Source organism: Polynucleobacter parvulilacunae (genome assembly GCF_018881715.1).
Taxonomy (GTDB): domain Bacteria; phylum Pseudomonadota; class Gammaproteobacteria; order Burkholderiales; family Burkholderiaceae; genus Polynucleobacter; species Polynucleobacter parvulilacunae.
The window spans coordinates 257,634-282,858 of the sequence record NZ_JACVPW010000013.1 but is presented as its reverse complement, the minus strand read 5'-3'; the positions used below and the strand labels follow the sequence as shown (position 1 = coordinate 282,858).

23 protein-coding genes and 3 tRNA genes are annotated in these 25,225 nt (G+C 44.9%); 10 read left to right on the top strand and 16 right to left on the bottom strand.

The features are described from left to right. Positions 1-4 precede the first annotated feature (4 nt). The 5 genes from tmk to ICN18_RS09815 all read left to right on the top strand — a co-directional run bounded on the left by tmk (position 5) and on the right by ICN18_RS09815 (position 3,919). Positions 5-643, top strand: coding sequence for a dTMP kinase (tmk, locus tag ICN18_RS09835; protein WP_216190325.1), 639 nt, complete (start codon positions 5-7; stop codon positions 641-643). Between the two features lie 3 nt (positions 644-646). After that, positions 647-1,765 carry a DNA polymerase III delta subunit-related protein gene (locus tag ICN18_RS09830; protein ID WP_216860016.1) on the top strand — a complete coding sequence of 373 codons (1,119 nt, stop codon included), beginning with the start codon at positions 647-649 and terminating at the stop codon, positions 1,763-1,765. A 31-nt stretch (positions 1,766-1,796) separates the two neighbouring features. Then, positions 1,797-2,588, top strand: a complete 792-nt coding sequence (locus ICN18_RS09825) for a TatD family hydrolase (protein WP_216190322.1) — start codon at positions 1,797-1,799, stop codon at positions 2,586-2,588. After that, positions 2,585-3,292 carry an ankyrin repeat domain-containing protein gene (locus tag ICN18_RS09820; RefSeq protein ID WP_216190320.1) on the top strand — a complete coding sequence of 236 codons (708 nt, stop codon included), beginning with the start codon at positions 2,585-2,587 and terminating at the stop codon, positions 3,290-3,292. Before ICN18_RS09825 ends, ICN18_RS09820 begins: the two co-directional genes overlap by 4 nt. Positions 3,293-3,361: 69 nt before the next feature. Further along, positions 3,362-3,919, top strand: coding sequence for an ion channel (locus ICN18_RS09815; protein ID WP_216190318.1), 558 nt, complete (start codon positions 3,362-3,364; stop codon positions 3,917-3,919). 2 nt (positions 3,920-3,921) lie between these two features. Here ICN18_RS09815 and ICN18_RS09810 read toward each other — a convergent pair whose 3' ends face one another. The 5 genes from ICN18_RS09810 to hyi form a co-directional block, all read right to left on the bottom strand. Beyond that, positions 3,922-4,716: a DUF3108 domain-containing protein gene (locus ICN18_RS09810; RefSeq protein WP_255532196.1), complete on the bottom strand. Its 795-nt coding sequence runs from the start codon at positions 4,714-4,716 to the stop codon at positions 3,922-3,924. 206 nt (positions 4,717-4,922) lie between these two features. Beyond that, positions 4,923-5,492 carry an HNH endonuclease gene (locus ICN18_RS09805; protein ID WP_439650827.1) on the bottom strand — a complete coding sequence of 190 codons (570 nt, stop codon included), beginning with the start codon at positions 5,490-5,492 and terminating at the stop codon, positions 4,923-4,925. Between the two features lie 79 nt (positions 5,493-5,571). Continuing rightward, on the bottom strand, positions 5,572-6,159 hold the full coding sequence (locus tag ICN18_RS09800) for a YqiA/YcfP family alpha/beta fold hydrolase (RefSeq protein WP_216190317.1): 588 nt from the start codon (positions 6,157-6,159) through the stop codon (positions 5,572-5,574). A gap of 9 nt (positions 6,160-6,168) precedes the next feature. Beyond that, positions 6,169-7,068 carry a 2-hydroxy-3-oxopropionate reductase gene (gene glxR / locus ICN18_RS09795; RefSeq protein WP_216190315.1) on the bottom strand — a complete coding sequence of 300 codons (900 nt, stop codon included), beginning with the start codon at positions 7,066-7,068 and terminating at the stop codon, positions 6,169-6,171. A gap of 46 nt (positions 7,069-7,114) precedes the next feature. Then, a complete protein-coding gene (hyi, locus tag ICN18_RS09790) occupies positions 7,115-7,894 on the bottom strand; it encodes a hydroxypyruvate isomerase (RefSeq protein WP_216190314.1) in 780 nt (259 codons plus the stop codon). Between the two features lie 162 nt (positions 7,895-8,056). Between hyi and ICN18_RS09785 the strand changes: the two genes are divergently transcribed. After that, positions 8,057-8,662 (top strand): hypothetical protein, encoded by a 606-nt coding sequence (locus ICN18_RS09785; protein ID WP_216190313.1) that lies wholly within the window; start codon positions 8,057-8,059, stop codon positions 8,660-8,662. 71 nt (positions 8,663-8,733) lie between these two features. Here the strand turns inward: ICN18_RS09785 and ICN18_RS09780 are convergent, their stop codons facing one another. Then, complete coding sequence (locus ICN18_RS09780) at positions 8,734-9,204, bottom strand: DUF4118 domain-containing protein (protein ID WP_216190312.1); 471 nt, start codon at positions 9,202-9,204, stop codon at positions 8,734-8,736. A 56-nt stretch (positions 9,205-9,260) separates the two neighbouring features. Here ICN18_RS09780 and ICN18_RS09775 point away from each other — a divergent pair, with 56 nt between their 5' ends. After that, complete coding sequence (locus ICN18_RS09775; protein WP_216190311.1) at positions 9,261-10,115, top strand: alpha/beta hydrolase; 855 nt, start codon at positions 9,261-9,263, stop codon at positions 10,113-10,115. A 65-nt stretch (positions 10,116-10,180) separates the two neighbouring features. Here the strand turns inward: ICN18_RS09775 and ICN18_RS09770 are convergent. The 4 genes from ICN18_RS09770 to gltX form a co-directional block, all read right to left on the bottom strand. Continuing rightward, a tRNA-Asp gene (locus ICN18_RS09770) sits at positions 10,181-10,257 on the bottom strand. A gap of 53 nt (positions 10,258-10,310) precedes the next feature. Then, a tRNA-Glu gene (locus ICN18_RS09765) sits at positions 10,311-10,386 on the bottom strand. Positions 10,387-10,418: 32 nt separating this feature from the next. Continuing rightward, positions 10,419-10,494, bottom strand: a tRNA-Ala gene (locus ICN18_RS09760). A 78-nt stretch (positions 10,495-10,572) separates the two neighbouring features. Then, complete coding sequence (gene gltX, locus ICN18_RS09755; RefSeq protein ID WP_216190310.1) at positions 10,573-11,976, bottom strand: glutamate--tRNA ligase; 1,404 nt, start codon at positions 11,974-11,976, stop codon at positions 10,573-10,575. A 65-nt stretch (positions 11,977-12,041) separates the two neighbouring features. Here gltX and hslO point away from each other — a divergent pair, with 65 nt between their 5' ends. After that, the gene (gene hslO, locus ICN18_RS09750) at positions 12,042-13,007 is read left to right on the top strand and encodes an Hsp33 family molecular chaperone HslO (RefSeq protein WP_216190308.1); all 966 of its coding nucleotides are present in this window, start codon (positions 12,042-12,044) and stop codon (positions 13,005-13,007) included. A 14-nt stretch (positions 13,008-13,021) separates the two neighbouring features. Here hslO and ftsB read toward each other — a convergent pair whose 3' ends face one another. Genes ftsB through pyrG form a run of 4 tightly spaced genes read right to left on the bottom strand, consistent with a single transcriptional unit; the run spans position 13,022 to position 17,232 of the window. Beyond that, the gene (gene ftsB / locus ICN18_RS09745; protein ID WP_216190306.1) at positions 13,022-13,327 is read right to left on the bottom strand and encodes a cell division protein FtsB; all 306 of its coding nucleotides are present in this window, start codon (positions 13,325-13,327) and stop codon (positions 13,022-13,024) included. Positions 13,328-13,359: 32 nt separating this feature from the next. Beyond that, the gene (gene eno, locus ICN18_RS09740; protein WP_216190305.1) at positions 13,360-14,646 is read right to left on the bottom strand and encodes a phosphopyruvate hydratase; all 1,287 of its coding nucleotides are present in this window, start codon (positions 14,644-14,646) and stop codon (positions 13,360-13,362) included. Positions 14,647-14,697: 51 nt separating this feature from the next. Next, complete coding sequence (kdsA, locus tag ICN18_RS09735; protein WP_216190303.1) at positions 14,698-15,561, bottom strand: 3-deoxy-8-phosphooctulonate synthase; 864 nt, start codon at positions 15,559-15,561, stop codon at positions 14,698-14,700. 9 nt (positions 15,562-15,570) lie between these two features. After that, positions 15,571-17,232 (bottom strand): CTP synthase, encoded by a 1,662-nt coding sequence (pyrG, locus tag ICN18_RS09730; protein WP_216190301.1) that lies wholly within the window; start codon positions 17,230-17,232, stop codon positions 15,571-15,573. A 111-nt stretch (positions 17,233-17,343) separates the two neighbouring features. On the opposite strand from pyrG, the gene ICN18_RS09725 reads away from it, so the two are divergent. Both ICN18_RS09725 and ICN18_RS09720 read left to right on the top strand, forming a co-directional pair. Then, positions 17,344-17,532: a superinfection immunity protein gene (locus ICN18_RS09725; protein ID WP_216190299.1), complete on the top strand. Its 189-nt coding sequence runs from the start codon at positions 17,344-17,346 to the stop codon at positions 17,530-17,532. 196 nt (positions 17,533-17,728) lie between these two features. Continuing rightward, a complete protein-coding gene (locus tag ICN18_RS09720) occupies positions 17,729-20,314 on the top strand; it encodes a bifunctional aconitate hydratase 2/2-methylisocitrate dehydratase (protein WP_216190298.1) in 2,586 nt (861 codons plus the stop codon). A 92-nt stretch (positions 20,315-20,406) separates the two neighbouring features. Here ICN18_RS09720 and ICN18_RS09715 read toward each other — a convergent pair whose 3' ends face one another. Beyond that, positions 20,407-21,237, bottom strand: a complete 831-nt coding sequence (locus tag ICN18_RS09715) for a spermine/spermidine synthase domain-containing protein (RefSeq protein ID WP_255532193.1) — start codon at positions 21,235-21,237, stop codon at positions 20,407-20,409. Continuing rightward, positions 21,182-25,219, bottom strand: a complete 4,038-nt coding sequence (purL, locus tag ICN18_RS09710; protein ID WP_216190296.1) for a phosphoribosylformylglycinamidine synthase — start codon at positions 25,217-25,219, stop codon at positions 21,182-21,184. The genes ICN18_RS09715 and purL overlap by 56 nt, the downstream gene beginning before the upstream one ends. Positions 25,220-25,225 lie beyond the last annotated feature (6 nt).

The window sequence follows — 25,225 nt, the reverse complement described above, 5'->3', positions numbered from 1 at the left end:
GAATATGACATCAGCACAATCCGGTTTTTTTATTAACTTCGAAGGCATAGATGGAGCAGGCAAAAGTACGCATGTGGATGCCTTTCGAAATCTTATGCAAGAACGCTACCCAAATAAAGAAGTGGTCATGACGAGAGAGCCGGGTGGCACAGCTCTTGGCGAACAACTGCGTAATCTCCTCTTAGATGCACCGATGAATTTGGAAACAGAGGCGTTGTTAATGTTTGCTGCACGACGCGAACATATTGCCCAAGTAATTGAACCTGCTTTATCTGCAGGGAAGATTGTTATCTCCGATCGCTTTACAGATGCTAGCTTTGCCTATCAAGGCGGTGGTCGTGGCTTGAGTTTAGAAAAGTTAAATGATTTAGAGCGCTGGGTTCAGGGTCGCTCTGACGGCACACTCTTGCAACCAAACCTCACAATTTTGTTTGATTTGCCTGGTGAGATTGCAGAGGCCCGTCGTTCAAAGGTTCGCGCGCCAGATAAGTTTGAAAAAATGGATTTAGACTTTTTTGAAAGAGTGCGTCAAGAATATTTACGTCGAGCTAAAGCTGACCCAAAACGCTTTCATTTGGTGGATGCAACCAAAACTCCTGAGGCTATTTGGGATGGTTTGAGATTGATTCAGGTTGCACTTTAAGTGATGCAGATAATGCAGATAGCGCCATGGCTTAATCCTTTATGGGATAGCTTGGATTTTGCTAAATTTCCGAATGCTATTTTGTTGCATGGTCAGTCTGGTATTGGAAAGTTTGCATTCTCCATTGAGCTTGCTAAAGCGCTCCTTTGCGAGAGCTCAAGCACCCAAACTAAGCCCTGCAACGAATGTGAGGCCTGTCATTGGTTTGACACCGGAAATCATCCCGACTTTATCTCACTTGTACCAGAAACCCATCGCAAGTTATTGCCGCATGCGGATTATGAGGGTGATGATTCACCTAAAAGAGGCAAGGCCGCGCGTGATGATGAAAGTGAACCAAGCGAGAAAAAGGAAAAGAAAAATATCTCGATTGATGAAACTCGTCACGCAATAGAAAATCTTTCTATTGGTTCACATCGTGGCGGCAATCGGGTCATCTTAATTTATCCCCTAGAGATGCTGCGCTCAGACTCTGCAAATACCTTATTAAAATCACTAGAAGAGCCGCCAGCAAATACGATCTTTATTTTGCTGGCAGACAGGGTGGATCGAGTTTTGCCAACTATTCGATCGCGCTGTCGTTTGTTAACTGCACCTCGTCCAGATCGAACCCAAGGCTTAGCGTGGCTTAAAAGCCAGTTAAGTGGTGTGAGTGGCCTCAAGATTAGCGATATGGATGTAGAGACCGTCTACGATGAACAGGGCGGGGCACCATTTTCGGTTCTCGACTCTTTGATCGCCAGGCACAATAAAGACGACAAGGATGAGCTAACAATTTCAATTCAAGCCTCCCGTTATCTTCTGCAATCCATGGCGCAAGGCGTCAAAATCAATTGGCTCGATACGGCAGAGAAAACCCATAAAGCGCAATTCGCTCATTTGTTGGCCAGCATGCAGCGCTGGGTTTCTGATTTACAGTCGGTAGCCCAAGGAGGCGAACCGCGTTATTACCCAAAACACCTAGCTACTCTCCAAGGCTTGGCAAAAATGGCAAACCTACAAAAATTGCTTCAGTTCTGGAAGTCGCTGGTTCAGGCCCGTCGCCATGAAAACCATCCTTTAGCCAACCGAATTCAGCTGGAGGCATTGCTTTCTCAGTATCAGCAGATTTTTGGGTCTTAAAAATAGCTCAAGCAGTCTAAAATAACGAGTCATGTTCATAGACTCCCATTGCCATCTCGATTTCCCTGAATTCCAAGCTCGCCTGCCTGAAGTATTGGGGAATATGGAGTTGTCCAAAGTTAGTCACGCTTTGTGCGTATCAGTGGATTTGCCTGACTTTCCCAATGTATTGAAATTAGCGCAAGATCATGCAAATCTTTTTGCCTCTGTTGGAGTGCATCCGGACTATGAAGATACACCTGAGCCAACATTTGAATTCTTGGTCGAAACCGCGCTAAGGGAACCCAAAATCGTTGCAATTGGGGAAACGGGTCTTGATTACTTCCGATTGGGCGATCGCAGCTATGAGTCTATGGAATGGCAACGTGAGCGCTTTAGAACCCATATCAGAGCCTCTATTGCCTCAAAGAAACCCCTCATTATTCACACACGGTCGGCCTCCGATGACACCATCAGAATCCTCAAAGAGGAGGGCGCCCATCAAATAGGTGGTGTGATGCACTGCTTTACTGAGTCATATGAAGTGGCAAAGGCTGCCATGGAAATGGGATTTTTCATCTCTTTTTCAGGTATTGTTACCTTCAAGAGTGCTAAGGAGCTTCAGGAAACCTGCAAGCAAGTGCCCTTAGATCGCATGATGATTGAAACAGATTCGCCATATTTAGCGCCGATTCCCTATCGCGGCAAGACTAACGAGCCCGCTTGGGTATCAAAAGTTGGTGAATTTATTGCTAATCTCAGAGAAATACCAGTGGAGATCCTAGCAAAGCAAACTTCTAATAATTTTTATGAATGTTTTCATATAGATAGAAAGTATTCATGATAAAACGAATTAATAAAATTAGTAGTCTTATAGCTGTAGTTTTTGCCCTAAATAATATTGCTTTGGCTCAAACTGATGAGCAGATTACTGATTTTGCAAAAGCAGCAAAATTTAATGATGTGTCCACAGTCAAAAAGCTAGTTTCTGAAGGCGTTAATCCAAATACCTTGGACCCAAAGGGCGAGCTTATGCTTAATTTGGCCATTAAGGATAAGTCCAATGACGTCATTACATTCCTGTTGAGCAATAAGGCGACAGATGTAGATATTTCCAACAAATATGGTGAGACGCCGCTCATGATTGCTTCAATTGAGGGTAATTTGCCATTGGTCAAAGCTTTAGTTCAGAACAAAAAAGCTCAAATGGATCATATCGGCTGGACACCGTTGCATTACGCGAGCTCTAGAGGGCATCTAGAGGTTGCAGAATTTCTACTCGCAAACGGTGCAATCGTAGACTCAATGAGCCCCGGAAATACAACCCCATTAATGATGGCCGTTCAATCTGGAAATGAGCAGCTAATTAAGCTTCTATTGGATAAAGGGGCTGATTTACAGATACGAAATACCAACGGATTAACTGCTATTGATATCGCAGTCATTTATGACAAGCCTTGGATTGTTGAGGGCTTAAATTCACGCTGGTTAAAGGTTTATAAGAAACCATACGTATATCCAAAGAGTGTTGTACCGCCTAAATCATGATATGCCTTACTGCGTATAATCATTATTATGTCAAATAAGATATCTTTGTAATCCACTGGATAGGAACCTATGGCTTTGAACTTTATTCATGATGGCAAGCTACCTGTTGTTGAGTTCTTTCAAAACCTGGACTTACCTAGCTTTCATACCCTGTTTTCAGAGATCAATACCGACATGGGTAATAGCCAAATATGGATAGTTTTAATTCTTGCCTGTCTTATGCTTACTTTTCATGGCATGGCGGTTTTGATGATTGCAGGCACCTTTCATTGGATAGATCACAAGCTCGAAAATAAGCGTATCTATGGTGCAAATTTCCTGTCTTATTTCATAGCCATACTGTTGATTATCGGCAGCCACTTTATTGAGATCATTGCCTGGGCTTACATTTGCGTGGCCCTTAAGGTTTTTGCAACCAATCCACAGACCTTTTACTTTGCTGGCGAGATGTATACAACTGTTGGCTACGGAGATTACACGCTGTCAGAGCACTGGAGAATCTTGCCAATCATCATCTCTTTTTCGGGGATTTTTGCCGTATCCATGTCAGGCGCAGCGTTGTACTCAATGATGGGCGCCTTACTAAATCGACCAAGCCAAAACCCTAAATCAGGATCCGGCTTTTAGGATTAAGGCCTCGTTTCAGCTGGAACGGGGTTCTTTTGCTTAAAAACAAGCTCAAGCACCCTGCCATTAGACTCTAGGGACCTAATGCGGCCCGGCAGCCATTCAAGGTCCCTTGAAAGCCAAATATCCACCTGACGCTTATAGGGGTCGTTCTCGCGCTGCATTAGGGCGTAATGCCGGTTCACAGACTTTCCAAGGCTCGGAACATCTTCCGATGTAGCCTCACCATAACTTTTAAAGTTCCACATTTCTAGGGTGTTGTAGTCAACTACAGGGATCGCCCGTATGGAACCTGCTTCATCTATCTTGCTATCGCCGTTCAGCAAAGAAGCCAGCTGAAACAATAGACTGAATCGATCTTGAGTACCTGGTAACAAGGTAGGCGTGAATTCAGGCTTCTCAGAAAAAAACATCTGCCCTTCCCCTTTATCATTTCTATCAAAACGTGAATATCGTGGCGGTTTTGTTCCGCGTTGCGTCCAATAAATACTAGGAGCTATTCCATAGGCATCTACGGTACCGCGGGATTCAAAAACAAACGGTCCAACGATTGCATAAGGGATGTTGATGTATAGACGATAGTTATTACCTTCAACAATCCAATCTATTTCGCCAGTTTGATACTTCTGACCATCTACATAGGAGTCGTAGTAAATAACACCCGATTGAGGCAATTTAAAAGCTACGCCCGATTGGTTATGAGATCCACCCTGCTCTCCTTCGGTATTAGACTTCAGGTCATTACTGAGATTATTTGATGTTGTTTTCTTCGGCGTCCTTTTTGCTGCTTTCGCCATCTGAATTTTCTTAGGAGGCTCGGCCTTTAATTCGGTCCTAATAATTAAATCTTCGGCAATTGGTGGCGTCTCGGAAAAAGAGATAAAGGGCAATCCAAAAAATAAGGCAAGGTGGCCCACTACTGAAAGCAGTAAGGCGGCAAAAAGGATTCGAAGAGAATTGGTCTTGGGTGTTTGAAAAAAATTGCGCCACCCTATTTTGTGGTTCAGAGCAAGCTCTCTAAAAGGCGACTGTTTTTTGGTAAATTAGCCGCAAGAAAGTCCATCTGATCAGCCAAGATGTTACGACCCTTCAGAATCATATCCTCATAGAGGCTCGGCAAATATGGAGTAAAGAGCAATGTCATTCCAGCCTGCTCTGGTGTTCGATTGCCCTTACGCTGATTGCATGGTCTGCAAGAGATAACTAAATTCATCCAGCTATATTTGCCACCACGACTATTAGGGATGATGTGCTCAGCCTCGGCTTGGTTTTCATGAATAGCATCGCCACAATAAGCGCATAAGCCTCGATCCCGTTTAAAGAGTTTATGTTTAGTGATGACAGGTGCCACATCAAAGAGATTTATCTTTGCGCTACCCTTTACCGCAATAATCGAATGCAGCTCAATAAGGGATTGCTTACCAGTTGCGCGTGAAATGCCGCCACGCATTTGAAAAATCGGATCACCTAGAGTCCACAATACGCTCTTATCAGCATATTGCTTGGTGGCTTCTTCTGCATTAACCCAGCCCTGGGGAATTCCACCTGCGTCTAATTTCAAGATGCTCAGCACAAACCCTCCTCTCTAGACAGTGCAACTCAGCGGATGCCGTTTAGATCATCTTACAGAAGAAGTTAGTGCAATCAATCTGCTACTGGGAGATAAACCTCAAAACCTTGGGTAAGTGCTCTGGATATTCAGAAATCCCATGATCGCTGCCTTCAAGCACCAACTGTTCGGCACCACTGTAAAAATCAACCATTTCCTGCCAGTCCAAAAGCTCATCACCTTTTGCAGCCATCAAAAAATAGCGTGAGGGGTTGCTGATTCTTTCAACCTGAAGATCCCTCAGCTCATCAATATATTCTGGACGAAAATCATAGGGCTCATCTGTATCGTATGAGGTCAACATCCCAACATGTGCCGCAAGCTCCTTAGGTGCTCTTACTGCGGGATTGAGCGCTACGGCTTTGCAACCATATTTTTCGGCTAAATAATTTGCGTAGTAACCACCCAATGAAGATCCCATAACTATCAGACGCTCATGCTTTGATGAATTAATTTTCTCAATAACCATATCCATGCTTGCTTTTGGAGAGGCTACAAGCTGCGGGCAATACCATTCAATCGAATGCTCTGAAGTAGAAAGTTTCTTGATAGCATCACCAGTCAATACGGCCTTGCTTGAGCGTGGCGAAGAGCGAAAGCCATGTAGATATACCAATAAAGTTGAAGACATAGATCTGGCTTAGGCCTTTTGACCAATTTCAAAGTTAGCTAATTTTTCAAGTGCACGAACCATGGCAGAGTGATCCCAGGCTTTGCCCCCATGTGCTGAGCAGGAATTAAATAACTCCTGTGCTGTAGCAGTATTGGGCAATGAGACGCCAAGAGCTCTTGCGCTAGAAAGGGCGAGATTTAAATCCTTTTGGTGCAACTCAATTCTGAAGCCGGGATCAAAAGTTCGCTTCACCATTCTTTCACCATGCACTTCTAATATCTTAGAACTTGCAAATCCACCCATCAATGCCTGGCGCACTTTTGCTGGATCAGCTCCAGCTTTTGCCGCAAATAATAGCGCTTCAGCAACAGCTTCAATGTTTAAGGCAACAATAATTTGGTTGGCTACTTTAGCAGTCTGACCATCGCCATTTCCGCCCACGAGATTAATGTTTTTACCCATCAACTCAAATACAGGCTTCACTTTCTCAAAGACAGCATCTTCACCGCCAACCATGATAGATAGCGTTGCATTTTTTGCACCAAGCTCACCACCAGATACGGGCGCATCCAGATAGTCACAACCAAGCGCATTGATTTTCTTGGCAAACTCCTTGGTAGCTATGGGAGAGATTGAGCTCATATCGACTACGATCTTTCCTTTTGAAAGGCCTGAAGCAATACCTTTTTCCCCAAATAAGACTTTTTCCACATCCGGAGTGTCTGGAACCATCGTAAAGATGATGTCAGCCTTGCTTGCAACTTCTTGCGGAGATGTGCATTGGACGGCTGAGGATGATGCGAGAGCTTCTGGAAACTTGCTACGAGTGTTAATGAATACTTGATGTCCAGCATTCACTAGATGTCCTGCCATAGGTCCACCCATAATTCCAAGTCCAATAAATCCTATTTTTAATTGATTGCACATTTTGTCTCCATTTCGATTTTTATTTTTTAGTAATTAACTGCTTTTATTATTTGTTGAGGGCTTTAATCCAACCTAATCCGACTTCAGTATTTGATGCTGGCTTGTATTCACATCCAATCCAACCCCTATAGCCAATACTATCGATGAATTTAAATAGATGCGCGTAATTAATCTCTCCAGTGCCGGGCTCATTACGACCAGGATTATCAGCCAATTGGATGTGGGCAATTTTTGAAAGATTAGCCTCTAGAGTTTTACAGAGCTCGCCTTCCATACGTTGCGCATGATAGATGTCGTACTGAATGTACAAATTATCCGAACTAACCTCATTGAGAATTTCGACTGCCTGCTTAGTTGTGGATAAATAAAATCTAGGTATATCAAAAGTATTGATTGGCTCAATGAGCAGTCTGATATTCACTTTTTTGAGTTCGGCAGCAGCGAAGATAAGGTTGGAGACGAATGTTTTTCGCAACTCCTCTGAATTTACGCCAAGAGGGGCTTTTCCAGCTAAACAATTTATTTGCTTAACACCAAGCTCCTTACCATACTCAATTGCCTTAACAACACCCGCCTGAAATTCAGCAACGCGATCTGGCAAACAAGCTATGCCACGCTCCCCCGCATCCCAATCGCCGGCTGGCAAATTATGAAGAACCAATTGGAGTTTGTTTTGCTCTAATTTTTGCTTAATTTCTTGTGCTGAAAACCCATACGGAAAGAGAAACTCTACTGCCTGAAATCCTGATTTGGCCGCTTTTTCGAATCGATCCATAAATGGCGACTCATTAAACAACATAGTGAGATTAGCTGCGAACTGTGGCATGTCAAATCCTTGTAGATAAAATCAGGTAAATCAATGGGATGCAAGATCTTAACAAAAGATATCTATTTCAGCTTCGCCGCTGAATATAGGCCTTAATAGGTCAATTTCTCAATTAAAGTAGGCTAAGATTCAAGGTAGTAGCTTTTACATATAAGGAAAATAATGAATATGAAATATGCGCCAATTGCCCTGGCTCTTGTAGCCCTTTTTGCTGGCACTGCAGCTGTTAATGCCCAGCCCACTCCTGCGGCAGACTCAGCCAAGCCTGTAGTGATTGATGCTGCCGTTACTGATAACCGCTATCAACTATATGAGGGCGAAGTTGTAAAAATCGATAAAAAGACACGCACAATTACCTTTAAAAATAAAGAAGGTGAATCTAAATTCGTTGCAGGACCAGAAATTACCAATTTTGCGCAAATCAAAAAAGGTGATCGCGTTAATGTGAATTATGAGTTAGCAGTAGCAATTGAGTTAATTAAGACTAAGAGTGATGGCGTTCGCACTAAGGTTGAAACAAATACCGTAACCAAATCTAAGGCTGATGAAAAGCCGTCAGAAAGAATCACCAATAAAACAACTATCGTTGCTGACATTGTCGAAGTCAATCGCGAGAAGAAGTTAGTTTCAGTAAAGGGACCAAGCGGAAAGATCACTACTGTGACCGTGAAGAACCCTGCCCTTCTGGCTGATATCAATGTAGGCGAGCAGGTAAAAGTTATTTACTTTGATGCAATGGCCGCATCAATTACCACACCTAAAAAGTAATTCTTAAAATTACCCTGACCTTTGCCAAGACGAGGGTCAGGTCTTCTGCCCTAACCAGGCTAACGCAAACTTCATTCGACAGGTGTTTTTGTCAAAGTCTTGCGCATAATACTGCGCATTTTCTGGTCACCTTCAACCATCAACTTTAATCTGGTCTCACTTACCAAATACGCCATTTTGGCGTTATATTGTTCGCGCCTCAAGAGCTCTACCAATATACCGGTCAGCAATGTATAAGACAGATAAACAAATAAAGTAGTGATATCCCTCTGGTCAACCACCGATAGAGCACCAAAAGGTTCCAAGAAGAAAAATATCAATAATGGTGCGCTCAAGGCAAGCGTTAAAAGGGCCGGGAAGATGCCGAAGTAATATGCAATTACTATGGTGTTTATCTGAAAGAAGAATAGCGGTAGTGAGCTACCGAGAAATGGGTGTAGAACGTAGCGCAAAGAGAAGGCTATCAGCACCCCAAATACCGCAACTAAGTAGCCGTGACTTTTGTTGGAGCACCAACTTTTAGCATTTAAATTATGTCTCATGATTTTTATCTATTTCGGTGTATCCTAACTCATCTTTTTAAATAAGCCAAAATTCGATGTCTGAGCTAGCTATCCTCAACCCCAAGCATGATCTCACCATCATCATTCCCGGTCTAAATGGGAGTGGCTTAGAGCTCGGGCAGCTACCCCGATTTTTAGAGGCCGCTGGTCATGACGTATTGATACCTGAAATCCATGGATTTATCTATGGAGCGCCTGCAAGCAAATTTGAGGATTGGGTTATACAGCTTCATAATCTGATAGATGAACAGAAGGAGGTGTATTCCGTTATTAATCTTGCAGGTATTAGCATGGGTGCTACATTGGCAACCCTTGTTTGCTGCCAAAGAACGGATATCTCCTCCCTTTGTTTGATGTCACCCGTACTGAAATACGACGGCTGGTCAGTACCCTTTTATCGCCCTATTCTCGACTTTTTTTATTTCTTTGGCGCGCGCAATTGGGAATATTCAGAACGCGAACCATTCGGCGTTAAGAATATCGATTTACGCCGACGCATTAGTGAAAAGTTTAAGACCTTCAAGGTATCTGAGGTGGGGGCTGAATCAATTTCCGCCCGCCACTTGCATGAAGCCAAAGGCTTAATGTCTAAAGTTAAAAATAGTTTATTTAATTTAACCACTAGATTGCTGATTATCCAGTCGGTTGAAGATGATACCTGCTCTGTATGGTCAGCAAATGAGATATTGGATCACTGCAAGTCAGAAGTCCGTCGCGTTATTTGGCTGGGCAACAGCTACCATATTGTGACAATTGATAATGAGCGTGAAATTGTTCTTAATGAAGTGTTGAACTTTATCTCTCAGACAAGCGCTGTTGAAAGACACGCGGCAGACCCAGCAACATCTGATAACCGCAAAGTTCTGAAATTAAGAGTTGGTTACGAGTAAATACAGAAATTAAAGAATAGAGGAATAAAAAAAAGCCCCCTATTAAGGGGGCTTTTTAATTGTCTTGGCGGAACGGACGGGACTCGAACCCGCGACCCTCGGCGTGACAGGCCGATATTCTAACCAACTGAACTACCGCTCCAAAATACATCGCGTAACACAACATCATACATCTTTACTGCAACCAGAAGAATCTGGCGTCCCCAGGGGGATTCGAACCCCCGTACTCACCGTGAAAGGGTGATGTCCTAGGCCTCTAGACGATGGGGACCTGGAATACAACATACGTCTATTTTAAATGCTTGGTGGAGATAAGCGGGATCGAACCGCTGACCTCTTGCATGCCATGCAAGCGCTCTCCCAGCTGAGCTATACCCCCGAAATCCCGCGATAAAACTACAAGACACTCAAAACAATCCAAGATTTTATCCTATTTTTGTGCGGGTGCGCAAATTCCTTACAGGATTACCTTGGAGAGCCGCTTCACGACCTCATCTTTGCCTAAAACAACCAACACAGAATCAATGGCTGGAGTCTGTGTTGTGGCAAATAAAGCATATCTGACGGGCATAGCCAAAGCCGGCATTTTGATCTGGTGTTTTGCTAAAACTTGCTTAAAAGCGGCGGCATAAGCCTCTTTCGTTGGCTCAGCCACAGCAATGGCATCAATTAAGTCTTTTAGCGCTGGAATAATGGCCTCAGAAATATTTTCCTTCTTTTGCTCGGGCATTAAATCAGGTGCTGGTAGATAAAACAACTTTGCACCCTCGGCAATTTCAATCAAAGTATTGGCTCGATCTTTTAATAGGCCAACGACCTGAACAAAATCTGGTCCAGTTTCAGTATCAGTATCAATTCCTAGTTGATGTGCAAATGGTTTTGTTGCTTGCGCCAATACGGCAGGATCAGCATTCTGAATATATTGATGATTTAGCCATAGCAATTTTTCAGGATTATGTTGTGCTGGTGAGCGACCTAAACTTTCTAAATCGAACCAATCTACAAATTGCTCTTTGGTAAAGACTTCGGCATCACCATGAGACCAGCCTAGGCGAGCCAGGTAATTGAGGATGGCTTCAGGCAGATACCCTGCCTTTTGATAATCGCGCACACTCATAGCGCCATTACGCTTACTCATTTTTTCGCCGGCATCATTCAAAACCGTTGGTAAATGGGCGTAAACGGGGGGCGTTCCACCCAAGGCTTTCATGATGTTGATCTGTCGTGGAGTGTTATTGACGTGATCATCACCCCGAATGACATGGGTAATGTTCATATCCATATCGTCGATGACTACACAAAAGTTATATGTAGGGGTGCCATCTGGGCGGGCAATCACCAAATCATCTAGCTCATTATTGCTAATTTCAATTTGACCTTTGACGGCATCATTCCATATTACTGAGCCACCGATTGGGTTTTTAAAGCGAATCACTGGATTCACCCCCTCCGGCACTGGCGGCAATGTTTTGCCCGGCTCCGGTCTCCATAAACCGTTGTAGCGAGGCTTTTCTTTATTGGCCATTTGTTGATCACGCAACTGATTGAGGTCTTCCTCGCTCATATAGCAGGGATAGGCCAAACCGACATCTAGCATTTGCTTTACTACTTCACGATATCGATCAATGCGCTGCATTTGATAGATAGGACCCTCATCGAGATCAAGCCCTAACCAGGACATTCCTTCGATGATGACGTCAACCGCCTCCTGAGTAGAGCGTTCAAGATCGGTATCTTCAATACGAAGAATGAAATCGCCTTTATTGTGTCGCGCAAATGCCCATGGATAGAGGGCGCTGCGAAGATTTCCCAGATGAATAAAGCCCGTGGGACTAGGGGCGAAACGTGTACGAATATGCATAAACTACATTATCTCAGGTCGGGAATCTTATGACTAATTCCTAAAAAACATGGATACTTTGGACTATGAATGAATTACTAGTCTTTATGTGTGATGGTGCCCCAGTTAGGGGTGAAATTGTGTCGATTGGCAGTGCCTGGCAGGCTGTCTTGGAGCGTCGTAATGACCCCCCTGCAGTACGTCGGATTCTAGGTGACTTCGTAGGTGCGGCCACCCTCTTAAGCGCCAGCCTCAAATTTGACGGCACTCTCATTATTCAGGCGCAAAGCAAAGGCCCTATCCAACTCTTAGTAGTCGAATGTAAATCAGATTTATCAATGCGCGCGACCGTGAAACTATCGGTAGAGCCCTCCGAGATAGCTGATGATGCAACCCTAGCTGACTTGTTGGACGTCAGCAGCAGTGGAAGACTAGTCATCACTCTAGATCCCGCCGACCGAGAGCCTGGGCAAGCACCCTACCAAGGCATCGTTGCCCTTCAAGACCACCAAGGGGCCGTAATTAAGCCTGTTACAAGCGCTGCAGAAGCTATCGCTTTGTATATGCAAAACTCTGAACAGTTAGATACGAGAATTTGGCTAGCATCCAGCGACACTCATGTTGGTGGCTTATTGCTACAGCGCCTACCCAATTCTGGCGGTCACGCTCATCTTGACCCACAGATTGCAGCTGAAGGCTGGTCACGTATTCAAACTTTGGGCGAAACCATTACCAATGAAGAATTGCTCACCCTTCCCCCAGAAACAATATTAAGACGCCTCTTTTTAGAGGAGTCAACAGAAAATGGCGTGCGCAGCTTCCCTGCTCGTCCTATTCGTTTTGCCTGTCGGTGTTCGCGCACTAAGGTTGCGGATATATTACGGATGCTGGGTGAAGAAGAGGTGGAAAGCATTCTTGCGGAGCAAGGTGCTGTTGAGACGGTGTGTGATTTCTGTGCAAAACCATATCGCTTTGACGCCGTTGATTGCCTGCAGGTGTTTAAAACCGATTTATTAAGTGATGCAACAAGACCACCATCTAGCGGTCACTAAGTAACGGCTATTGATTACTGTTTAGTAGCCTGAGAGTCGCTGGCTTTATCTGCCGGCAAGATCTGAACAAAGAATTCACCCTCTTTAATTAAGCCGTGCTCAACACGTGCACGTTCTTCAATTGCGCGAGTGCCGTCTTTTAAGTCTTTAACATCGCCTGATAACTTGGCATTACGCAGAGCCAAGAGACTATTTTTAGCCTCTTGCAGCTCGACTTGTCGCTCCATCTCATAAACCTTAAGCCATCCACCCTTACCCAGCCAAAGTGGGTACTGGATTGCGATTAGCAATACCAGCATAGAGTAGATGACTATCCGCATACGCTATTTAATAACTAAGTGTTAACTAAAAATTAGCGCTTGAGGTTATAAAAAACAGACTTACCTGGATAGGTAGCAACATCACCCAAGCCTTCTTCAATACGCAAGAGTTGGTTGTACTTAGCAATACGATCAGAACGTGACAATGAACCAGTTTTGATTTGACCGGCATTAGTGCCAACAGCGATATCTGCAATCGTGCTGTCTTCTGTTTCACCAGATCGATGTGAAATCACGGCAGTGTAGTTTGCTCGCTTAGCCATCTCAATAGCAGCAAAGGTTTCTGTCAAGGTACCAATTTGGTTGATCTTGATCAAAATAGAATTAGCAATGCCCTTATCAATACCTTCTTGCAAGATACGGGTGTTGGTTACGAACAAATCATCACCAACCAACTGAATTTTCTTGCCCAGTTTTTTGGTGATATCAGCCCATCCATCCCAGTCACCCTCATGCATGCCATCTTCAATCGAAACGATTGGGAATTGATCCGCCAAATTGCCAAGGTAGTCTGAAAACTCGCTTGAGCTCAGTTGAAGGCCTTCACCAGATAAATGGTACTTGCCGTCCTTATAGAACTCGCTCGCAGCGCAGTCCAAGGCCAAAACTACGTCTTCGCCGGCCTGATATCCCGCACCTTCAATAGCCTTCATGATGGTTTGCAAGCACTCATGATTGCTCTTAAAGTTAGGGGCAAAGCCACCCTCATCACCAACAGTCGTTGGCATACCTTGTGCACCCAGAATCTTCTTCAATTCGTGGAAAATTTCAGCACCACAACGTAATGCATCACGGAAGTTTTCAGCACCAACAGGCATGACCATGAATTCTTGAATATCCAAACTGTTATTGGCGTGTGCACCACCATTCACAATATTCATCATTGGAACAGGCAACTGCATACCACCAGAACCGCCAAAGTAACGATACAAAGGTAAACCCGCCTCTTCGGCCGCTGCTCTAGCAACGGCCATGGATACTGCCAAAGTTGCATTGGCACCTAAGCGTGCTTTGTTATGAGTGCCATCTAACTCAATCAGAGTGCGATCCAAGAAAGCCTGCTCGCTTGCATCCAACCCAAGAATAGATTCAGCAATTTCAATATTGATGTTTTGAACCGCTTTAAGAACACCTTTTCCAAGGTAACGTGTTTTGTCACCATCTCGTAATTCAATTGCTTCGCGAGATCCTGTGGAAGCACCAGATGGCACTGCTGCACGACCCATAACGCCTGACTCAAGCAAAACATCGCACTCAACCGTTGGGTTGCCGCGGGAATCCAGAACTTCTCTACCGATGATGTCAACAATGGCGCTCATGCACCTTCTCCTTAAAACAATTTGAAATGGGTGAAACTAATTTACTTAAAGTTACTTAAAACTATCTTCTAAAAATGATCCAGTTGATTTAACAACGTTATCAATAGCTGCCAATGACTCGAGCAACTCTTTCATGCGATCCAGCGGCACCGCATTAGGGCCGTCAGATAAGGCTTTTGCTGGGTCCGGATGGGTTTCCATAAAAAGACCGCTAATACCAACAGCCACAGCAGCTCGCGCTAAAACGGGTACAAATTCACGCTGACCACCACTAGAGTTGCCCTGACCGCCCGGTAACTGTACTGAATGGGTGGCATCAAAAACCACTGGTGCTTTAGATTCACGCAAAATTGCCAAGCTTCTCATATCGGACACAAGATTGTTGTAGCCAAAAGAAGCGCCGCGCTCACACACCATAAATTGGTCAGGAAGATTTATTTCTGAGGCTGCTACACGTGCTTTTTCAATGACGTTCAGCATTTCATGCGGCGACAGAAATTGGCCTTTTTTAAAGTTCACCGGTTTGCCGCTTTGAGCGCAAGCACGAATGAAATCGGTTTGCCTACATAAAAATGCTGGCGTCTGCAGTACATCAACAACGCTAGCAACAGCGGAAATTTCGCTGATGTCATGAACATCAGTCAACACAGGAACATTCACTTGCTTTTTGACTTTAGCCAAAATCTCTAGCCCCTTCTCCATGCCTAAGCCACGGAAAGAAGAACCAGAGGAGCGGTTCGCTTTATCAAATGAAGACTTATAAATGAACGGAATGTTTAATGCAGCAGTAATTTCTTTTAGCTGGCCCGCAATATCAATTGCAGATTGCTCAGACTCAATAACACAAGGACCCGCAATCAAAAAGAAGCGCTGATCTAAACCAACATCGAAACCACATAGCTTAAATGCGCTCATATTCTTCCTTTATGCAGCTTGCTTTTCAGCGGCGTTTTGATGCAAAAGTGCAGCGCTAATAAATGCGGAGAACAATGGGTGGCCATCACGGGGTGTTGACGTGAATTCAGGATGGAATTGAACACCAAAGAACCACGGGTGCATCGATGCTGGCAATTCCATCATCTCTGGCAACTCTTCATTTGGAGTTCGGGCAGAAATAATCAAGCCAGACTTCTCCAATTGAGGCACATAAGTATTGTTCACTTCATAGCGATGACGATGACGCTCGTTTACTTCAGACCCATAAATGCGATAGGCTAAGGTGCCTGCCTTTACTGGGCAACGCTGTGAGCCAAGACGCATTGTTCCACCCAAATCAGAGTCGTTTGAGCGCTTCTCTACATTACCCTCTCTATCTAGCCACTCAGTAATTAAAGCAACAACAGGCTGTTCGCCCTGCGGATCAAACTCAGTACTATTTGCTTTCGTGAGATTTGCTACATGGCGTGCAAATTCAATCACAGCCAATTGCATACCCAAACAAATACCCAAATACGGCACATTGTTTTCACGGGCATAGCGTATGGCGGCAATCTTGCCTTCTGTTCCGCGCTTACCAAATCCACCCGGAACCAAAATCGCATCTAATTTATGCAAGCAATCAACACCATCTTTTTCGATCACTTCAGAGTCAATGTAATTAATATTGACACGAGTATGTGTATGAATACCAGCATGACGCAGCGCTTCAATGAGCGACTTGTAGGACTCAGTTAATTCAACATATTTACCAACCATACCAATTGTCACTTCATGCTTTGGATTGGCTAGCTCGTAAACTAAATTGGCCCATACAGAAAGATCGGCTGGCTTAGCTTTGAGATCTAATTGACGGCAAATTAAATCATCCATGCCTTGAGCATGGAGCATTTCAGGAATTTTGTAGATCGTATCTACATCCCAAACAGAAATTACCGCTTCTTCACGAACGTTTGAGAAGAGAGAAATCTTAGCGCGCTCGTCTTCTGGAATGGGGCGATCGGCACGGCAAAGCAATACGGTAGGCATGATGCCAATTTCGCGAAGCTTTTGTACAGAATGCTGAGTTGGTTTGGTTTTTAACTCGCCAGCGCTATTTATATATGGCACGAGAGTCAAATGAACAAAGGCGCAATCATGTGCCGGCAAGCGCAAACTCATCTGTCTTGCGGCTTCCAAGAATGGGAGAGATTCGATATCACCGACCGTGCCACCAATTTCACATATTGCGACATCAGCTTTACCGTCGTGACTCGCTTTAGCGCCACGCTCTACGAAAGCTTGAATTTCATTTGTGATGTGTGGAATTACCTGAACGGTTTTTCCAAGATATTCACCGCGACGTTCTTTACTGATAACAGATTCATAAATCTGGCCAGTAGTGAAGTTATTACTTTTGCGCATCTTCGCAGAAACGAAGCGCTCATAGTGACCTAAATCCAAGTCTGTCTCAGCGCCATCTTCTGTTACGAAAACCTCGCCGTGTTGGAGCGGACTCATGGTGCCCGGGTCAACGTTGATATAAGGGTCTAATTTTAGGAGGGTGACTTTCAGGCCGCGGGATTCGAGAATCGCGGCAAGCGAGGCAGCTGCGATTCCTTTCCCTAAAGAAGAAACCACACCACCAGTGACAAAAACGTATTTGGTCATCGCTTAAGCTCTGTTGGAAAAAGTAATTATAACGATAGAGGGCTTAGAGCTAGAAATTTCAAATTCAGTAATATGACAAGGATATCCACTGAACATACCTTTTGACCCTATATGCGCCTTTTATTCACCGTACTTATTACCCTACTTTCCCTCTTTTATTTCTTACCTTTCGCAATCGCTTTTAATAAGAAAAGGGCTAATTCAGGGGCTATTTTTGCCCTCAATCTCTTTCTGGGTTGGTCCCTTATAGGCTGGGTAGTTGCGCTAGTATGGGCAATGAAGGACGAGCAAGTCCTTTAATTTGCCAAGCTATTGAGCCCTATTCCTTAAAAATCTTCGTAAAAACCCTAATATTTCAATAAATTGCCAATTTTTGAGTCAAATTTGAGCTTTAAAGTCTTATATAAGACTTAAATAAACATCTATAATTTAGGGAATCGGGAGAAAATTCCCTTTTGGCCTTTCTATTGACCACTTTTACCTCATAGGAAACACAATGTTAGAAGCCTATAACGCTCAAGTTGCCGAACGCGCAGCCCTTGGCATCCCCGCCCTCCCATTGACCAAGGATCAAACTGCTGAATTGGTTAAATTGTTAAAAAGCCCACCAGCCGGCAAAGAAGCTGAGCTCGTAGAGTTAATTACAAACCGCGTACCTGCAGGTGTTGATGAGGCCGCTAAAGTAAAAGCTGAGTTTTTAGATGCCATCGCAAAAGGCACGGATAAATCACCATTAATCTCTCGCGTTCGTGCTACGGAACTATTGGGAACAATGCTCGGTGGTTACAACATCAAGCCATTGGTTGAGTTATTGGCTGACGCCGAGTGCGGTGCAGCAGCAGCTGAAGCACTTAAGAAAACACTCTTGATGTTTGATTACTTCAACGACGTTCAAGAGTTGGCCGAAAAAGGCAATGCAAATGCCAAAGCAGTAATGCAAAGTTGGGCGAATGCCGAGTGGTTTACTAGCCGTCCTGCCGTTCCAGAAAGCATGAAGCTTACAGTCTTCAAGGTAACAGGCGAAACCAATACTGATGACCTCTCCCCTGCTCCAGATGCATGGAGTCGTCCAGATATTCCATTGCATGCGACGATCATGCTCAAGAACCCACGTCCAGGCATTGAGCCTGATGAGACTGGCGTTCGTGGCCCAATGAAGCAAATCGCTGCTCTCCAGAAAAAAGGTAATCAAATTGCTTACGTTGGTGACGTAGTTGGTACAGGCTCTTCACGCAAATCTGCTACGAACTCCGTTCTCTGGTGGACAGGTCAAGATATTCCTTTCGTACCTAACAAGCGTTTTGGTGGCGTGTGCTTGGGCACCAATATTGCCCCAATCTTCTTCAACACAATGGAAGATTCAGGCGCGTTGCCAATCGAATTGGATGTTTCCCAAATGAATATGGGTGATGAGATTGAGCTACGTCCATACGAAGGTAAAGTATTTAAAAATGGTGCTGAAATTACTAGCTTCTCATTAAAGTCGCCTGTTATTTTGGATGAAGTTCGTGCTGGTGGTCGCATTCCTTTGATCATTGGTCGCGGCTTGACTGCTAAAGCTCGCACAGCTCTTGGTTTACCAGCATCTACAGAATTCCGCTTGCCAGTAAATCCAGTGGATAACAAAAAGGGCTTTAGCTTGGCACAAAAAATGGTTGGTCGCGCATGCGGTCTTCCAGAAGGCCAAGGCGTGCGTCCTGGCACTTACTGCGAGCCGCATATGACTACCGTCGGGTCACAAGACACCACTGGTCCTATGACCCGTGATGAATTGAAAGACTTAGCTTGCCTTGGCTTCTCATCTGATCTCGTGATGCAGTCTTTCTGCCACACCTCAGCATATCCAAAACCTGTAGATATTCGCACTCAACATGAGTTGCCACCGTTCATGACTAATCGCGGTGGTGTTGCATTGCGCCCAGGCGATGGCGTGATCCATAGCTGGTTGAACCGTTTACTCCTCCCGGATACCTGCGGTACTGGTGGCGATAGTCACACCCGCTTCCCAATTGGAATTTCATTTCCAGCGGGTTCAGGCTTAGTTGCTTTCGCCGCAGCTACTGGCGTAATGCCATTGGATATGCCTGAGTCTGTCTTGGTTCGCTTCAAAGGCAAAATGCAACCTGGCATCACTTTGCGTGACTTGGTAAATGCAATTCCTTTGTATGCAATTAAGAAAGGCTTATTAACTGTTGAGAAACAAGGCAAGAAGAATATTTTCTCTGGCCGTATTCTAGAAATCGAAGGTCTGCCTGATCTTAAAGTTGAGCAAGCTTTTGAATTGTCTGATGCTTCTGCAGAACGCTCTGCTGGCGGCTGTACAGTTCACCTCAATAAAGAGCCAATCATTGAGTATATGCAATCTAATATCACACTGATGAAGTGGATGATTGCTAATGGTTATGAAGATAAGCGCACCCTTGGTCGTCGTATTAAAGCCATGGAAGCTTGGATTGCAAACCCACAATTACTCAAAGCAGATGACAACGCCGACTACGCTGAAATTATCGAAATCAACATCGATGAAATCAAAGAACCAATCCTTGCATGCCCTAATGACCCAGATGATGTGAAAGTATTGTCTGAAGTTGCTGGCGACAAGATTGATGAAGTATTTATTGGATCATGCATGACCAATATCGGTCACTTCCGCGCAGCTGGTCAAGTACTACAAGGCAAGAAGGATATGCCGACACGTTTGTGGGTAGCCCCTCCAACCAAGATGGATGCTATGGTTTTGATGGAAGAAGGTTACTACGGCATGTTGGGCGCAGCTGGTGCGCGCATGGAAAGTCCAGGCTGCTCACTTTGCATGGGCAACCAAGCTCAGATCCGCAAAGGTTCCACAGCTGTTTCAACCTCTACCCGTAACTTCCCTAACCGTTTAGGTATTGATACTCGCGTTTACTTGGCTTCCGCTGAATTGGCCTCTGTAGCCGCGCTCTTGGGTCGCCTACCTACACCTGCGGAGTACTTAGAGCAAGTGAAGGCACTTGATGCTAAAGCTGGTGATGTTTATAAATACATGAGTTTTGATAAGCTCAAGTCATTTAGTGATGTTGCAGATACTGTAACGATTTAATTGACTGCGAACCCTCAGTCCTGCGATGGATTGAGGAATTAAAAAAGGCGATCATTTGATCGCCTTTTTCTTTATCTAAACTTGAAATTAACTTAGATTGAAAGCTTATTCTCTTGCCGAGCGTTCTCACGACTGATGCCGGAAACCCATTTATTGGTTGGTAAACCAGTCTTCTCTAGTATGAGCTTTGCACGCTTAGATACATCTTTCCATTCGACCTCAAGCTTAGGACCCTTAAAAGCAATGGCCACAACATTGCAATCATGGGACTCAGGAAATAAGAGCACCCTATTATCAAATGCTTCACAAATATTCTTCAGATTCAAGTCAAAGCTCTTGTGTCTTGAAAAGAGGTTAACAGTCATTACACCTGGGCCTTTGAGAATGCTGTGACAACCCTTATAGAAATCTAAAGAGCTCGCTGCAGGGCCATCACAAATCGCATCATACAAATCAACCTGGACCGCATCAAATTGTTCGCGATACTTATTATTGTGAACAAATAGCTTTGCATCTGTTTGCAAGGTTTCAAGCTTGCGATCGTCGTCAGGCGTAAAAAACATCGATCTAGCAGACACAATCACCGCAGGATTTAACTCAACGACTGTAGTTTTAACAGCTGGGCAATAACGATGCTGAAACTTAGTTAGTGCCCCAGTTCCTAAGCCCAGTTGCGCGACTTTCATTCCCGGTTTTGTCTCAAGAAAAAGCAACCATGCCATCATTTGTTGGTTGTACTCGAGGTAAATCTCATCGGGATCGCGGATGCGCATAGCGCCCTGAATTAATTCAGTTCCGAAATGTAGATAGCGAACCCCTCCGCTTTCGGAAAAAGTAACAGGCTCCATCATCAGTGACTCAGACAACTTAATTGGCCCAACGGCGAGCGTTACGGAACAGACGCAACCATGGGCTGGCACCATCAGGGGTATCAAGCCATTCAGGAGGGCACCAACTCATCTGCGCCGCTCTAAATACGCGCTCTGGATGCGGCATCATCACCATGAAGCGACCATCCGGTGTGGTAACACCAGTTAAACCACCAGGAGAACCATTAGGATTCAGCGGGTAAGTTTCGGTAGGATTACCTTGGTGATCCACAAAGCGGAACGCTGCCAAGCCCTGCTTTTGAATCTGCTCTAAATTACCTTGTTGGCTAAAGTTGGCAAATCCTTCACCGTGCGCTATTGCAATCGGAATCTGACTGCCTTCCATACCTTGGGTGAATATTGATGGCGAAGCCATCACTTCAGCCATTACTAAGCGAGCTTCATATTGCTCTGATTGATTGCGCGTAAATTTAGGCCAAGCCTCTGCGCCCGGAATAATCCCAGAGAGGTTGCTCATCATTTGGCAACCATTGCAGACGCCCAATGCAAAACTGTCTTGACGATTAAAGAATGTAGAGAACTGGTCACGCAATTGTTGATTAAACAAAATGGTTTTGGCCCAGCCTTCTCCAGCACCCAATACGTCACCATAACTAAACCCGCCGCAAGCAATTAAACCTCTAAAGTCTTCTAACTTGGCTTTGCCACTGAGTAAATCAGACATATGCACGTCATAACTATCAAAGCCTGCCCAATTCACGGAATAAGCCATTTCCACATGGGAGTTAACGCCCTGCTCACGAAGAATGGCGACTTTTGGCCGTACATTTTTTGAAATATACGGAGCTGCAATATCTTCAGAGGCATCAAAGGTGAGCTTAGGGCTCATACCTGGATCAGATACGTTATCCAATAGTCCGAATTCGCTATCAGCACAAGCTGGATTGTCGCGCAGACGAGCAATTTGATAACTTGTATTGGCCCACATCTTCTGTAGTACTTCACGTGGCTCAGCGAAGATATTTTTGGCATCACGCCATATTTCAATGCGGCCATTAGTGTTTGGTTTGCCAATCACATGGCTGTAAGCACTTAGACCCAGTTTTCTTAATACAGCAAATACTGCATCGCGTTCTTCTTTGCGAACTTGGACAACGGCACCAAGCTCTTCATTGAAGAGTGCACGCATAGTTTGCTCATGGCGTCGACCGGAGATCTGTTGTGCCCAATTCTTGGCATCGCCGTAATCTGGCTCCTGGCCGGCATCCATAGCAATCATGTCTACATTCAGAGAGATGCCACAATGAGAGGCAAAAGCCATTTCTGCTATACAGGCTAACAAGCCGCCATCAGAACGGTCATGATATGCCAACAGTTTATTTTCTTTACGCAACTGAATAATTGCAGCGGCGAGAGCCTTGAGATCTTCGGGATGATCGACGTCCGGCGCTTCTTTGCCTGATTGGTCGAGCACTTGAGCCAAGATACTGCCAGCCATGCGGTTCTTGCCACGACCTAAGTCAATCAAAATCAACTCAGTCTCTTGTGGTGATCCATTTTTATCTTTCAACCGAAGCAAAGGCGTCAGTGTTTTTCGAGCATCTTGTACGACTGCAAAAGCAGAAATAATTAAAGAAACTGGCGCGACTACTTTCTTGGCCTCAGAACCATCTTGCCATGCAGTAGACATCGACAATGAATCTTTTCCAACCGGAATTGATATTCCAAGTGCTGGACATAACTCCATGCCGATCGCTTTTACAGAGTCATACAACTTCGCATCTTCACCTGGGGCGCCACAGGCCGCCATCCAGTTTGCAGAAAGCTTTACAGCCTCCAAACTCAAAATATCTGCAGCCAATAGATTGGTAATGGCCTCACCTACCGCCATACGTGCAGCCGCAGGCGCATCGATTACAGCCAAGGGGGTTCTTTCACCCATAGACATCGCTTCACCGCGATAACCCTTGTAATCCATCATCGTAACGGCACAGTCTGCTACAGGCACCTGCCATGGGCCAACAAACTGATCGCGGGCATTGAGCCCTCCAACAGTTCTATCGCCAATCGTAATCAGGAATGATTTGCTTGCCACAGTTGGTTGTTGCAATACCCAAGCAATGGATTGCGCAAGATCAGCATCAGTCACATCAAGCTCTTTAAATTCTTGAGCCACTCTGGTGACATTGCGATGCATCTTCGGAGGCTTACCTAGCAATACTTCCATAGGCATGTCAATTGGCAGGGCTGCGTCAGTATTTGTGGCTTGCTTGGAGTCACTCAATTGCAGTTGACGCTCTGCAGTTGCTTCACCCACGACAGCATAGGGACAACGTTCACGCTCACAGAAGGACTTAAAAAGATCCAAATCTTTTTTGTCGATTGCCAACACATAGCGTTCTTGAGATTCATTGCACCAAATCTCTGCAGGACTCATTCCACTCTCTTCAAGTGGCACGCTGCGAAGTTTAAAGGCAGCGCCTAGGCCTGCGCCATCCGCTAGCTCAGGAAATGCATTGGATAAACCACCTGCTCCGACATCATGAATAGAAACAATTGGATTGTTTTCGCCTAGTGCGCGGCAAGCATTAATCACTTCTTGCGCGCGTCGTTCCATTTCTGGATTACCACGCTGAACAGAATCAAAATCAAGGTCGGCGGTATTTGTTCCAGTAGCAACAGAGCTACCAGTAGCGCCACCCATACCAATACGCATGCCAGGGCCGCCAAGTTGAATCAATAGGTGGCCTGCTTGGATTGCCTTTTTCTCGGTGTGTATCGAATCGATACTACCAATACCACCGGCAATCATGATCGGCTTGTGATAACCACGGCGCGTACCATCTAAGGTTTGCTCAAAAACTCGGAAATATCCGCCCAAGATCGGGCGACCAAATTCATTATTGAAAGCGGCGCCGCCCAGCGGGCCATCAATCATAATCTGCAAAGGTGTAGCTATGCGTTCAGGCTTGCCGTATTTCTCAGCCTCCCAAGGAAGATCGGTTCCTGGAATATTGAGATTGGAAACAGAGAAGCCCGTGAGACCCGCTTTAGGGCGACCGCCAACGCCAGTTGCACCTTCATCGCGTATCTCGCCGCCAGCGCCTGTAGATGCGCCAGGAAATGGAGCAATCGCAGTTGGATGGTTATGCGTTTCTACCTTCATTAAAGTATGAACTAGACGGGTATCTTTTTCGTAGCGATGATTATTACCCTGAGGCGCCCAAGTTTCCGCCTCCCATCCAACCATTACCGCAGAATTATCAGAGTAAGCAACAATCGTACCTGCTGGCTGCAATTGGTGGGTGTTGCGAATCATGGCGAACAAAGAACGCTCTTGATCGTCACCATCAATAGTCCAGCTTGAATTAAAAATCTTGTGGCGGCAATGTTCACTATTAGCCTGGGCAAACATAATCAGCTCTACGTCTGATGGATTGCGCTGTAAGCGTGTAAAGTTTTCTGCGAGATAAGCCACTTCATCATCGGATAAAGCTAGGCCCAATTCTTGATTAGCCTTGTCCAGCGCTGCTCTGCCTTGCGTCATCACCGGGATACGCGCCAACGGCCTATCATCTAATGTTTGATATAAAGCATTTGCAGCATCGATTGATTCAATCACTGCCTCAGTCATTCGATCATGTACTGCTGCGATAACCAATTGCCTTTGTTCTGTAGTAAGCGCCCTTTTACTCTTCCAAGCAAATTGAACACCGCGCTCAAGTCGTAAAATATCTAGGCCACATTGACGGGCAATATCAGTTGCTTTACTTGCCCATGGCGAAACCGTTCCCAACCGAGGAATAACAATAGCGCCCTGACCTTCTGTTTTGTCTTTTCCAAACCAAGATTTACCTGGATTTATTTTGGAGCTGAAAGCTTGGCCATAAGTTAAAAGACTGGCCAAAATTTCTTGATTTTGAGAGCTAAGCTCTTTTTCGGACCAAATCAAATGAAGGTATTGAGCCTCAATAGACTCAAGATCAACCCCTTGGGCAGCCAAAGTAGCTAAAAGACGCTGTTGGCGGAAGGGGGAAAGCGCATCAGCGCCGGGCAAAAAGTGGAAAAAAGACATCCCTAG